Annotated in this window: 11 protein-coding genes; 9 read left to right on the forward strand and 2 right to left on the reverse strand. The window is 71.3% G+C overall.

Annotated elements, in window-relative coordinates; genetic code table 11:
* The first annotated feature begins 112 nt into the window (after positions 1–112).
* The 8 genes from E9228_RS07835 (at position 113) to E9228_RS07870 (ending at position 9,752) form a co-directional block, all read left to right on the forward strand.
* Positions 113–1,516 carry a tyrosine-protein kinase domain-containing protein gene (locus E9228_RS07835; RefSeq protein WP_166779993.1) on the forward strand — a complete coding sequence of 468 codons (1,404 nt, stop codon included), beginning with the start codon at positions 113–115 and terminating at the stop codon, positions 1,514–1,516.
* Positions 1,517–1,616: 100 nt separating this feature from the next.
* On the forward strand, positions 1,617–2,678 hold the full coding sequence (locus E9228_RS07840) for a polysaccharide biosynthesis protein (protein ID WP_166779994.1): 1,062 nt from the start codon (positions 1,617–1,619) through the stop codon (positions 2,676–2,678).
* Positions 2,675–3,751: an SDR family oxidoreductase gene (locus E9228_RS07845; protein WP_166779995.1), complete on the forward strand. Its 1,077-nt coding sequence runs from the start codon at positions 2,675–2,677 to the stop codon at positions 3,749–3,751. The genes E9228_RS07840 and E9228_RS07845 overlap by 4 nt, the downstream gene beginning before the upstream one ends.
* Entirely contained in the window at positions 3,748–4,905 is a 1,158-nt protein-coding gene (gene wecB, locus E9228_RS07850) for a non-hydrolyzing UDP-N-acetylglucosamine 2-epimerase (protein WP_166779996.1), read from the forward strand. The genes E9228_RS07845 and wecB overlap by 4 nt, the downstream gene beginning before the upstream one ends.
* The gene (locus E9228_RS07855) at positions 4,902–6,161 is read left to right on the forward strand and encodes a hypothetical protein (protein ID WP_166779997.1); all 1,260 of its coding nucleotides are present in this window, start codon (positions 4,902–4,904) and stop codon (positions 6,159–6,161) included. The genes wecB and E9228_RS07855 overlap by 4 nt, the downstream gene beginning before the upstream one ends.
* On the forward strand, positions 6,158–7,393 hold the full coding sequence (locus E9228_RS07860) for an MATE family efflux transporter (protein WP_166779998.1): 1,236 nt from the start codon (positions 6,158–6,160) through the stop codon (positions 7,391–7,393). The genes E9228_RS07855 and E9228_RS07860 overlap by 4 nt, the downstream gene beginning before the upstream one ends.
* Complete coding sequence (locus tag E9228_RS07865; protein ID WP_166779999.1) at positions 7,390–8,625, forward strand: glycosyltransferase family 4 protein; 1,236 nt, start codon at positions 7,390–7,392, stop codon at positions 8,623–8,625. The genes E9228_RS07860 and E9228_RS07865 overlap by 4 nt, the downstream gene beginning before the upstream one ends.
* The gene (locus tag E9228_RS07870; RefSeq protein ID WP_166780000.1) at positions 8,622–9,752 is read left to right on the forward strand and encodes a glycosyltransferase family 4 protein; all 1,131 of its coding nucleotides are present in this window, start codon (positions 8,622–8,624) and stop codon (positions 9,750–9,752) included. The genes E9228_RS07865 and E9228_RS07870 overlap by 4 nt, the downstream gene beginning before the upstream one ends.
* Before the next feature lie 84 nt (positions 9,753–9,836).
* Here E9228_RS07870 and E9228_RS07875 read toward each other — a convergent pair whose 3' ends face one another.
* Both E9228_RS07875 and E9228_RS07880 read right to left on the reverse strand, forming a co-directional pair.
* Complete coding sequence (locus E9228_RS07875; RefSeq protein ID WP_166780001.1) at positions 9,837–10,535, reverse strand: sugar transferase; 699 nt, start codon at positions 10,533–10,535, stop codon at positions 9,837–9,839.
* The gene (locus E9228_RS07880) at positions 10,532–11,758 is read right to left on the reverse strand and encodes a glycosyltransferase family 4 protein (protein WP_166780002.1); all 1,227 of its coding nucleotides are present in this window, start codon (positions 11,756–11,758) and stop codon (positions 10,532–10,534) included. The genes E9228_RS07875 and E9228_RS07880 overlap by 4 nt, the downstream gene beginning before the upstream one ends.
* 108 nt (positions 11,759–11,866) lie before the next feature.
* Here E9228_RS07880 and E9228_RS07885 point away from each other — a divergent pair, with 108 nt between their 5' ends.
* Positions 11,867–13,000: an acyltransferase family protein gene (locus tag E9228_RS07885; protein WP_166780003.1), complete on the forward strand. Its 1,134-nt coding sequence runs from the start codon at positions 11,867–11,869 to the stop codon at positions 12,998–13,000.
* Positions 13,001–13,008: the final 8 nt, after the last annotated feature.

Genomic DNA, 13,008 nt, shown 5'->3' on the forward strand with positions numbered 1-13,008 from the left:
CACACGAGGAAGCCGCTCCAGGAACAGCTGGAGCGGCTTCTTCTTTCGCATGTCATATTTGCATATCACGTGCTAGTGTTGTGGTACCGACTCAGACAGGAAAGCGACAGCCATGGACCTCCCCGACCTCCTGCACTCACTGCGCCGCCGCTGGCCGATCATCGCTGCCGGCGTGCTCATCGGAGCGACCGCCGCGGGTGCGCACCTCGCGCTCGCGACCCCGACGTACGACGCCACCGCGCGGCTCTACATCACCGTCGCTGCAGCGGAGAACGGCTCTGCCACGGACCTGGTCCAGGGCGGCAACGCAGCAGAGCAGCGCGTCCGGTCCTACGTCGACATCGTCACCACCCCACGGGTGCTCCAGCACGCGATCGACGCACTCGGGCTGGAGATGTCCGCGCAGGACCTCGCCGACGAAGTACGCGCCGACTCGCCGAACGAGACGGTCCTGCTCAACGTCACGGTCCGCGACACCTCGGCAGCACGCGCAGCCGAGCTCGCGAACGCCATCAGCACCAGCTTCACCGAGCTCGTCACCGACGACCTGGAAGTCGGCACCCGGAACGCGGTGAGCCCGGTCTCCGTCAGGACCGTGCAGCCGGCGATCGCTCCCGATCACGCAGCCACACCGCAGACGCTGAAGAGCGGTCTGCTCGGCGTCGGCGGCGGCCTCGCCCTCGGCCTGCTGATCGCGGTGCTCCGCGACCTCCTCGACACCAGGATCCGTGGTCGCGCCGAGGTCGAGACCGTGACGGAGCGCCCGATCCTCGGTGTGATCCCGAAGCACAAGTCCGTCCAGCACACCCCGGTGTACGTCCAGGGCGACCGGCAGGGGCAGCTGGCCGAGGCCTTCCGCTCGCTGCGCACGAACCTGCGGTTCGTCGAGCACCCCGGCACGCCGCAGGTCTTCGTGGTGACCTCGGCGAACGCGAGCGAGGGCAAGACGACCACTGCCCTGAACCTCGCTGCGGCGCTCATCGAGGGCGGATCGCGCGTGGCCGTTGTCGACTGCGACCTCCGCCGTCCCGCGGTCGCCGGTCGCGTCGACATGGAGAACGCGACCGGCCTGACCGACGTCCTCACCGGCCGCGCCGAGCTCGAGGACGTCCTCCAGCCCTGGGGTGCGACCGGCGCGGTCCTCCCCGCCGGTCCGACACCGCCGAACCCCGGCGACCTGCTGGCGTCGGCGGCCATGACGGAAGTGCTGCGGATCCTCTCCGGTGACCACGACTACGTGATCATCGACACCCCGCCCCTGCTGCCGGTGACCGATGCCGCGATCCTCGCCAGCGCGACCGCGGGCGCCCTGCTCGTGACCGCGGCCGGCAAGTCGCACACCCACGAACTCCGCGACGCGCTCGAGGTCCTCGACCGTGTCGGGGCACGCACGCTCGGTATCGCCGTCTCCATGGTCAAGCCGTCCCGACGGCGCGACCGCTACGAGTACCTGCGCACGGCCGACGCCACGACCGCGCCGAGCACCGTCGTCCGGCGCCCGCGAATCGCCGACTGACCACACCCCCACCGGGACGCGCCCACGCGACCCGCACCGAGCCTCCAGTCCGGCCCGGCCCCCTGAACCCGCACCGCATCCACTCGAACAGGACGACACCATGACCTACAGCACCGACTCCCTCATCGGCTCCCGCATCCTCGTCACCGGCGGGACCGGCTCGTTCGGCAAGACCGTGACCAAGCGCCTGCTCGACCGCGGCGTCGGGGAGGTCCGCATCCTCAGTCGCGACGAGGCGAAGCAGGATCAGATGCGCCACGAGATCGGTGACCCGCGGGCGCGTTTCTACCTCGGCGACGTCCGCGAGCCGGAGAGCGTCGGCCGTGCGATGCGCGGCGTCGACCACGTCTTCCACGCCGCCGCGCTCAAGCAGGTCCCGTCGTGCGAGTTCTTCCCGCTCGAGGCGGTGCGCACCAACGTCCTCGGCAGCCAGAACGTCGTCGCGGCCGCGGTCGCAGCCGACGTCAAGTCGGTCGTGTGCCTCAGCACCGACAAGGCCGTCTACCCGGTCAACGCGATGGGGATCAGCAAGGCGCTCATGGAGAAGGTCGCGCTGTCGTACGGCCTGAACAACCCGGAGGCGGGCACCGTCGTCTCCTGCGTGCGGTACGGCAACGTCATGTACTCGCGCGGGTCGGTCATCCCCCTCTTCGTCGACCAGATCCGCAAGGGCAACCGGCTGACGATCACCAACCCCGAGATGACCCGCTTCATGATGTCGCTCGACGACTCGGTCGACCTCGTGGAGCACGCCTTCGTCCACGCGAACCAGGGCGACCTCTTCGTCAAGAAGGCCGCGTCCTGCACCATCGGCGACCTCGCCCGGGCGATCGCGAACCTCTTCGGCATCCAGGGCGACCCGTTCCGGGTCATCGGCACCCGGCACGCCGAGAAGCTGTCGGAGGCCCTCGCCAGTCGCGAGGAGCTGTCCCGAGCCGAGGACATGGGCGACTACTTCCGGATCCCCGCGGACATCCGCGACCTGAACTACGCCGCGTACATGGAAGAGGGCGACCCGCAGCAGACCGAGCGCCTCGCGTACGACTCGCACACGGTGGAACGACTCGACGTGTGCGGCGTCGAAGCGCTGCTGATGAGCCTCCCCCAGTTCCGCGCCGAGCTCGAGCGCTCGCGTCAGCACGGGTCCCTGGTGGCCGCGTGATCGCGATCAGCGGCCGGGCCGGCCTGGTCGGGTGGCATCTCCGCGCGCTCCTCCACAGCCTCCGCGAACCATGGATCGACGTGGACCTCCGGCAGCCCGACGCCCGTCTGGCAGCCACAGCCGTGGACCGTGCCGTCCACGTCGCCGGCATCACGCGCGGGTCCGACGATGATCTGCACCAGGGGAACATCGAGCTGGCACGACGGTTCGTCGCAGCGATCGACGCCGCCGGTGCGACGCCGGCGGTCGTGGTCCACGCGAACTCCGTCCAGGCCCTCCGCGACACCCCCTACGGCCGCGGCAAGGCCGGCGCTGCCGCGGTCCTCGCCGACGCGGCTTCGCGCTGGGGAGCCGAGCTGGTCGACATCCCGATCGAGAACGTCTTCGGGGAGCACGGCGCTCCCGACCACAACACGGTCACCGCGACGTTCTGCCACCGACGGGCACGGGGGCTTGCCCTGCCCGTCGACTCCGACCACGTGCGTGTCTTCGTGCACGCGCAGGACGTCGCCGAAGCACTCGCGGGCATCGCGACCCCCGAGCAGCTGACCGCCCGTGGCACGACGATGAGCATCCCCGACCTCGCCGCACGACTCGACGAGTTGGCGGACCCGTACGACGCAGGGGAGATCCCCGAGCTGCGGACGCCGTTCGACCGCGACCTCTTCAACACGTACCGAGCCGCACGCTTCGACGTCCAGCCCGTGCACGAGCTCCGCACGTCCAGGGACCACCGCGGTGCGTTCAGCGAGCTGGTGCGTGCCCACGGCAGCACCGGGCAGACCGGGTTCTCGACGACGCTGCCGGGTGTGACGCGGGGCGACCACTTCCACCGCCGCAAGATCGAGCGGTTCGTCGTCGTCGGTGGACGAGGCCGGATCACCCTCCGGCGCGTGCTCACCGACGACCGACGGGTCTTCGACGTCGACGGCCAGCACCCCGTCGCCATCGACATGCCGACCCTGTGGAGCCACGCGATCACGAACACGGGCGACGAACCGCTCCGCACCGTGTTCTGGACCAACGACCTCTTCGACCCCGCAGCCCCCGACACCCACCAGGACCCAGCATGACGACCACATCCCGATCCACCGCCCGCCGGACCAAGGTCCTCACCGTCGTCGGCACCCGACCCGAGGTGATCCGGCTGTCGGCCGTCATCCAGCTCCTCGACGCCACGTGCGACCACGTCCTCGTGCACACCGGGCAGAACCACGACCGTCAGCTCAACCAGGTGTTCTTCGACGACCTCGCGCTGCGGGCACCCGACCACCACCTCGACGTCGACACTTCTTCACTCGGCACGGTCCTCGGCGGGATCCTGATGCGGGTCGAAGCGGTCCTGCGCGCGGAACGCCCGGACGCCGTGCTGGTCCTCGGTGACACCAACAGCGCGATCGCGGCACTCATCGCCAAGCGCATGCGGATCCCGGTGTTCCACATGGAGGCCGGCAACCGGTCCTTCGACGAGAACATCCCGGAGGAGACGAACCGCCGGATGGTCGACCACGTGGCCGACTACAACCTCGTCTACACCGAGCACGCCCGTCGCAACCTGCTCGCGGAGGGCATCCACCCCTCGCGGATCCTGCTCACCGGGTCACCGCTCCGTGAGGTCCTCTCCACGCACGACGCCGCGATCCGTGGCTCGAACGTCCTCGACCGACTCGGGCTCACCGAGTCCGGGTACGTGCTGGTCAGCGCACACCGAGAGGAGAACGTGGACGAGCCCGACCGCCTCCGCGCGCTGCTGTCGTCGGTCCAGGCCGTCGGGGACGCCCACGACCTGCCGGTGCTCGTGTCGACCCACCCCCGCACCCGGCGGTCCATGAACGGCCTCGACGAGCGGGCCTACCCGCGCGTGCGCTTCCACGAACCGTTCGGCTTCCACGACTACAACGCGCTCCAGCGCTCGGCGTTCGTGGTCCTGTCCGACTCCGGGACCATCAGCGAGGAGTCGGTGATGCTCGGGTTCCCGGCCGTGACGCTCCGTGACCGGATCGAGCGGCCCGAAGCCCTCGACACCGGTTCGATGATCACCGCCGGCGTGCGGCCCGGCCCGGTGCTCGAAGCGGTCGCCTTCGCGCGCTCGGTCGCCGACACCGCGTCCCGCTCTGGAGGCCCGGCGGACTACGCGGTCACCGACACCGCCCGGCGCGTGGTCGCCTTCATCATCGGGACCGCCCACTCCCACCACGCGAACGCGGGGATCCGGAGGCGGCCGTGACGGTGCAGCCGCCGTCGCTGGCGCTCCGCCTCGTCCTCCGGTTCCCCACGACGACCATCGTCCTGGCACCGTACGTGCTGCTGTTCCTGCCGCTCGCGATCTGGAACGACAACCCCGACACGGACTTCGTCATCCGGACAGGCGCACTCGCGGTCGCCGGTGCGTTCATGGTCGAGGCCGCGATCGCCCTGGTCGCCCTGAGTGAGCGACGGGCACACCGTGCCCCCTCGGCGCACGCCCGGTCGCGGCCGGCTCGGTCGTGGCACGGCGATCGCGTCGCCGCGGTCGCCCGGACCGTCGCGGTGGTGTCGATGGTGGCGAACCTCGGCTCGGTGCTCCTCGGTGGTGGGACACTCCGGGCACAGGTCGACTCGGCCGTGCCGAGCGGCGTGCTCACGGTGCTCAGCCCGTTCGTCTCGTGGGCGTACGTGGCCGTCGCCCTGCTCATCGCGGCGAACGCGCTGGGCGGTCTGAGCCGCTGGGCGACGATCCGATGGCTCGTCGCGCTCATCGCGACGCAGGCGGTCCTGGCGTACATGACCAACCTCACCGCGCGGGCCACGGTCTTCCTCGTGCTCCTCGCAACCCTCGCGATCTTCACGCGTCTCGTGCCGCGCACCTGGATCCTCGCCGGAGCCGCGGCCTGCGCCGTGATCTGGCCGACGGTCTTCGAGATCCGGAACGCGCTGCGCCGCGCGAACGGCATCGCCGTGAGCGACTCCGTCAGCGCGACGGACCGCCTGCGGTTCGACGAACAGATCACGCGGGCAGCGCAGTACGGCCCGGGGCACGACCTCGGGCAACCCGATGCCTGGTCGGCGCTCCGGTACGGGTTCATCCCCCGCTTCCTCGACCCGAACCGTCCGACGATCTCCTCCGGGAACCTCATCAACGAGCTCCTCGGAGGGTCGTCGATCTCCTCGTACACGTTCCAGCCCGTCGCGACGGCGTGGTTCTTCTGGGGGTCGCTCGCCGTCGTCCTCCTCTACGCCCTCTCCGCATCGATCATCATGGCGACGCGCCCGTGGGACCACCTCGCGCGCCGCCCTGCCGCGATCATCCTGTTCGCCCTCATGCTGGGCGGCCCGCTCTCGTGGTTCAGCACCCCTCCGGACGTGGTCGTCAACATGCTCCAGACGTTCGTCTCCACGATCCCGGTGCTCCTCGTGCTCCGCCTCTGGGCGAGGGCCGAGCAGCCCCGCCCCGCGCCGTCGGTGCGCGTGCGCGGACGTGCGCTGATCGGTGGCCACCGATGACCATCGGTGCCGTCATCGGCCGTGCGGTCCGGTCGCGTGGCGCATGGGCGTTGGTGGTGAGCCTCTGTTCGAGCGGATCCGGCCTGCTCATCGCCGTGGCCGTCGCGCGAGGCTCCTCCGTCGACGAGATGGGCGAGTACGGCGTCGCCGCAGCAGCGCTCGTGCTCCTGACGGCGCTCGCACGGTCGGCCGTCACCGATCCGCTGGTGGCGATGACCAGCACACCGGAGTCCCGGCGCAAGCTCGGTCGAGCGTCCGCAATCGGAGCGGTCGGAGCCGTCGTGCTCGGCGCCGCGGCGTTCCTCCTCGGCTCCGGCTACCTGCTGGTCGGTGCCCTCGCGGTCCACGGCCTCACGATGCGCGAGTGCACGCGTGCCGTCCTCGTGGCCCGGGGAGCGATCACGGTCGCGGTCGTGACCGAGGCCACGTGGCTCACGGTCACCGTGGGGGCGTTCTGCGGCACGGCCTGCGGTGTCTGGGACAGCATCGCCGCGTTCGCGATCTGGGCCGGCGCGGGCGCGGTCCTCGGGTACGGCGCGGCCTGGAGGACGGGGTCCGACCTCCGGCCGTCGTGGGCGGCGACCCCGGTGCCGACCGCGCGCAGCCTCGCGTTCGGCGGCGACACCATGATCGGCAGCGGCGTGGTCCAGCTCGTGACCTGGGTCGCGACCGCGATCGGTGGCCTGCCGGTGGCCGCAGCACTCCGCGGTGCCGGCACCCTCGCGGGCCCGGTGACCGTCGGGCTGACCGCGGCGCGCTCGGTGCTCATCCCCCGCGCCGTCGACCGTCTGGACGGCGACCGTGGCCTCCGTGGGTTGGCCCGCGACGCAGCGCTGCTCTGCGGGCTCGCGACCCCGTTCCTCGTCCTGCTCGCCGTCGTCCCCGACCCGATCGGCGCCGGACTCCTCGGCGCGACGTGGCCGACCGTCCGCCCGATCCTGGTCGTCACCGCCATCGAGCTGTTCTTCCAGCTGGTCGCGGCCGTGCCGGAGACGGCGCACCGCGCACTCGGAGCCGGACAGCGGATCCTCGTCCTCCGGTGCATCACCGCCGGAGCCCGCATCCCGCTCGTGGTCCTCGCCGCCCCGAGCGGCGTGGGCGCCGTGGTGTCGTGCGCAGCAGCCGTGACGGCCGCCAGCTCGATGATCTGGTGGATCAGCCTGGTCACGCTCGCGCATCCCCGCTCTCCTTCCTCCCCACGCCCCACCACCCCGATCGGATCACCGTCATGACCGCGCGCACCCTCGCCCTCGTCGTCCCCGAGTACCGGACGCCCGAAGCACGCGGCGGCGGTCTGGCGGCCGTGGCCGACTTCGTGGCGGACACCTTCGACGGTCCGACGGTCCCGGCGGCCGACCGGTGGCACGTCCGCGTCGTCTCCCCCCGGATGTTCCACGGCGCCCCGGAGCACGCGTCCGTCCTCCGCCCGACGAGCCTGGTCCGTGGTCCGGTCGCCCGACGACGACCGGACACGGTCCGGGAGACCTGGGACGTCGGCACGCGGACGCCCGAGCGGGAGGCGAACCGGTACCGCCCCCGCCGCGTGCTCACGGACCTCGTGAACGAGTGCGACGCGGCCATCGTGATCGCCGGCACCCCCGCGATCGGCACCGCCATGCGCGACGTCGAGGTCCCGTGGGTGCTCAAGGTCGCGACCCTCGTCGAGGAGGAACGTGCCGGGCGTCTCGTCGACGCACGCGGACTCCGTGGCGCGCTCCTCCGGCGCACGACGGCATCGACCGCACGACTCGACCGCGCCGCGCTGCGCCTGCCGGACGCCGTCGTGACACTGAACGACTCGATGGCGGCGCGGCTCCGGGAGCTCACCGACCGTCCGGTCCACCTGCTCCCGACCGGCGTCGACACCGAGCTCTTCCGGCCTGCCGCCCAGTGGGCGTCGGACGGTCCGGTGACCATGGTCAGCCGGCTGAACGACCCGAGGAAGGACGTCCCCACGCTCCTGCGGGCGTTCGCCACCGCGCGGACGTCGTACGGTCTCCGGCACCCCCTCGTCCTGGCCGGTCGGCACACGCTGCCGGCCGCGCACCGGCAGCTGGTCACCGAGCTCGGTCTCGAGGACCACGTCCGCGTCGTCGAGTCCCCGTCCGACGCCGAGCTCGCCGACCTCCTCCGCGCGGCATCGGTGTTCGTGCTCGCGTCCCGCGAAGAAGGTCTCGGGATCGTCTTCCTCGAGGCGATGGCCTCGGGGCTCCCGATCGTCACGACGGCCACCAGGGGCGCGTCGTACGCCGTCCCCGCCGACGCCGGAGAGGTCGTTCCCTTCGGCCCAGACCTGGTCGACGACCTCGCGGCAGCGATGACGGCGAGCGTGCACCACCCCACCGTGGCGCGTGCTCGTGGACGTGCTGGTCGGCACCACGTGGAGTCGACGTTCTCGCTCAGCCAGGCGGGACGTAGTTGGCGGTCCCTGCTCGCCACCGTCGTCGCGGAGCACACCCGATGACGACCGCACGGGTCCTCGCGCCCTGGTTCGCACCCGCCGTCGACGGCGGTGGTCCCATCAGGACGCTCGACGCACTCACCCGGACGGCACCGGACGACATCCGGGTCGAGGTCATCACGCGCGACAGGGACCGCGGTGCCACACGCAGGCTCCCGGTGCCTTCCGGACCGGTCCGCGAGGCACGTCGGGTGGTCGAGTACGTCGACACCCGGGGTCTGGTCGGGGCCGTGCGGCTCGCGCGCGCGACGGCCCGACGCCCCGACCCGGACGTCCTGTACCTGAACAGCGTGTTCGACGCGCGGTTCGCCGTGCTCCCAGTGGTCCTCCGCCGACTCGGTCTCGTCGCGCCCGGCTGCACGCTGCTCGCACCGCGCGGGGAGTTCGATGCCGGCGCGCTCGCGATCAAGCACCGCAAGAAGCAGCTGTTCCTCGCGGTGGCCCGCCGGACCGGCCTGCTCGCGGGGATCACCTGGCACGCCTCGACACCCATCGAGGCATCGCGCATCCGCGTCGTCGTGGGCGCGGACGCCGAGGTCGTCGTCCGCGAGAACGAGACGTCCCTGCCGGATCGTGCACGGCGGACACCCCCGCCGCGCTCCTCCCGGCTGGAGCTCGTCACCCTCGGCCGGATCAGCCCGAAGAAGCGCACGCACCTCCTCATCGAGGCCCTGGCCCACATCGGTCGTCCTGTCCGGCTGGTCGTCATCGGCCCCGACGACGACGCCGCGTACGCACGCCGGTGCCGGGCGGCTGCCACTGCCCTGCCGGCGACCGCGTCCGTGGAGTTCCGCGGGTCGCTCTCGCACGAGGACGCGATGGAAGCGCTGTCCCAGGCGCACGCCATGGCGACCGCGACCGCCGGCGAGAACTTCGGGCACACGATCGCTGAAGCGCTCTCGGTCGGCCGGCCGGTCCTGGTCTCGGACACCACGCCCTGGAGTGACCGGGTCCGGGCCGGCGGCGGTTCGGTCGTCCTCGACGGCGACTGGGCAGCGACCATCGGCGCATGGTCCCGTTCCGGTCAGGAGGACCTCGACCGACGAGCGTCCGCGGCGGCCGACGCCTACGACGACTGGCGGGCAGCCGACCGGGCCCCGCACGTGTTCGATCTCGTCCGACGGGCATGACTGTCCGACAACGACAACGACAACGACAACGACAACGCTCCGATGCCGTACGGCATCGGAGCGTCGTCGTTCGTGGCCCGTTGCTCAGTGCGCGCCGACCGTCTCCCGCACCGCAGGGGCATCCGCGGCGACGTGGTTCCCCTCGAAGAGCGGCATGGTCGCGTGCCCCCGTGCCGACACGCCGCGGCGCGACAGGACCATCGCCACGGTGGCCACGAGGATCCGGGCGTCGAGGAGCGCCGAACGGTTGTCCACGTACTCGACGTCGAGGTCGAGGCGCGTCTGCCAGTCGAGGGCGTTCCGGCCGCGGACCTGCGCCAGCCCGGTGATCCCGGGGCGGACCTCGTGGCGCCGAGACTGGTGGTCGGAGTAGAGGTCCAGGTAGGACATCAGGTGCGGTCGGGGTCCGACGATGCTCATCTCCCCACGCAGGACGTTCACCAGGTTCGGCAACTCGTCGATGCTCGTCGCCCGCAGGAGGTGTCCGAGTCGGGTGATCCGCATGTGGTCCGCATCGGCGCCGAGACGTTCGAGCTCGTCGTCCGGACGCATCGACCGGAACTTCAGGATCTCGAAGCCGCGTCCGCCGACACCGGGTCGCATCTGTCGGTAGATGGCCGGCCCGCCGTCACTGCACCGGATGAGGACGGCGACCACGAGCATGAGTGGTCCGGCCACGGCGAGCAGGAGGAGTGCCGTCGCGATGTCGAACGCGCGCTTCCACGGGTCCCAGGGTGTCGTCGTCGGACGGACAGCGGTCGGTGGCTGGATCGGGTCGGTCATGCTGCTGCCTCTCGAAGGGTGTTCTCCATGTGGTCGATCGCGGGTCCGAGCGCCATGTGCCGCTCGACCGCCGCCCGGGCGTTCCCGCTGAGTCGCCGTCGCTCTGCCGGACTGGTCGCGTGGGCGGTACGGAAGGCGTCCGCGAGCGCGTCGGCGTCCTCGGGCTCGACGACGAGACCGGCACCGGCATCCGTCACGAGGTCCGCAGCGTCGCCGGGGACGGCGGCGATGAGCGGGACCCCGTGTGCCATCGCGTCCTGGAGCTTCGACGGGATCGTCACGGACGACATCGGCACCGCGCGGAGCGCGACGATCTCGAAGTCGGCGCCGGCGTGCACGTCGCGCATCGCCTCGCGCTGGACCGGCGGCAGGAACCGGACGTTCCGAGCGTCGAGGGTGTCGGCCAGCTCCCGGAGACGGGGGAGCGCCAGCCCGTCCCCGACGAACGTGACCATGAGCCCGTCGAGGTCACGGCACTGCGCCGCTGCCCGGACGACGACGTCGAGCCCCTGGTTCGGGCCGATCGTGCCCGCGTAGACGATGTGAGTCCCGGGTTCGTCACGGGTCCGTGGGACCTCGACGGCCGGCCCGGAGGTGCCCCAGTTGAGACAGCTCGAGGTCCGCTCGGGGGCGGCGCCGCGCTCCGTCAGCAGACGGGCGGCTCCCGGTGCGATGGCGACGACCCGACGTGCCCCGCGGTGGACACGGCGGAGCCACCGCACGAGGACCTCCTCGAAGACCCGCGTCGACATCCCAGCATCGAGGATGCCGGACCCGGTGACCGACTCCGGCCAGATGTCCTGCACGTGCAGGACGTAGGGGATCCCGAGCACCCGGCGCCAGAGCATGGGCGCGATGGCAGCGGTGGGTTGGGCGCAGTACACGTAGACCACGTCGGAGCCCTGTACGAACCGCGTGGCCGTCAGCACCGACAGCCCGAAGCTCACGTACGCCGCGATGCGTCGCACCGCGCTGCCCGAGTGGTCCGGGAGCATCGGCACTCGGCGGACCGTGACGCCGCGGTCCTGCTCGACGTGCCGGAGGCGCTGCCGCCACCCGGGGAAGACACGACCGTGCGGATGGTTCGGGAAGCTGGTGACGACCCGGACGTCGTGCCCTCGCCGAGCGAGTTCCTGTGCCAGTGAGTCCGGCAGTGCTCCATGCGCTTCCGGCGGGTAGTACTGCGAGATCACGGCGATGCGAAGCGGGCGGGTTCTGGTCATGACATATGACATGTTAACAGTCAGATTCGCAGAAGTCGATGGTCATACGATTGGATTCCACATGTGGAGAACCAGCCAGGAGTGCATCTGCGCAGCGAGACTGCTGCGATGGACATCCCGGTTCTCGCGACATCGCGCACGCAACGGATACCCGCCCTCGACGGTCTGCGCGCCCTGCTCGCGCTGCTCATCACGGCGTACCACCTCGGGGCGCCGTTCCTCCACGGCGCAGTGGTGGCGCTGCCGGTCTTCTACGCCCTGTCCGGCACGCTGATCACGAGCCTGCTCCTCGCCGAGGTCCGGCGACACGGTCGGGTCCGCCTCCCCCGGTTCGTCCTGAACCGCTTCCTGCGCATCGCCCCGCCGGTGGTCGTGCTGGTCATCGGGGTGTCCCTGCTGTGGCCGGTCGTCCGCGGCTTCAACCACTCCGTTGACGACCTCGGCCTGGCCGCAGCCCTGGCCCTCACCTGGACGACGAACATCGCGCGGGCGTTCGTCGGCATCAGGCAGGGCGTCCTCGATCCCCTGTGGAGCCTGTCGGCGGAGGAACAGTTCTACGTGCTGTGGCCGGCACTGTTCGCGGTGCTCATCGGGTGGCGTCGGGGCAAGCGTGCACTCGTCGTGATCCTGGCGCTGTTCATCGCCGTGGGCCCCGCGCTGTGCGTGCCCTTCTTCGTCACGAGCACCGACGCCGGCCCCGCGCCGCTCTACTACGCCCCGCCGATCAGCATGTCGTCGCTCGCGTCAGGGTGCCTCGGAGCGCTCGTGCTGGACCGCCTGCGCACCAGCGGTCGGTGGAGCGCCCGGACAGCACGGGCGTCGACCTGGATCGGGCTCGTCGCCGTGATCGGCATCGCGGTGGCGTTCCCGCCGACCTGGAAGTCCGATCCGCTCCTCATCATCGGTGCTCTGCCGCTCTCCGGGGCCGCTGCAGCGTGTTGCATCGCTGGCCTGGGTACCGCCGAGACCCTGCCGGCTCGCATCCTCCGCCTGCGCCCCCTCGCCTGGTACGGCGCCCGGGGCTCGTACTCCCTGTACCTGTGGCACCTCGTCGTGCTGGCACTCCTGACTCCCTGGCTCGACGGGGTCCTCGGGCGCCTGGTGATCCTGGTGGTCGCGGTGGTGATGGGGGCCGGGCTGGGCATCGCCGTCGAACAGCCGGCCGACCGGTTCCGCCGGTGGTTGCTGCGTCCACGACCAGCGCCCCGGTGCCGAACCGACACATCAGTCGGTCGGTCGTGAACTAGGGT

The sequence above is a fragment of the Curtobacterium salicis genome, assembly GCF_011759505.1.
Classification (GTDB): Bacteria; Actinomycetota; Actinomycetes; order Actinomycetales; family Microbacteriaceae; genus Curtobacterium; species Curtobacterium salicis.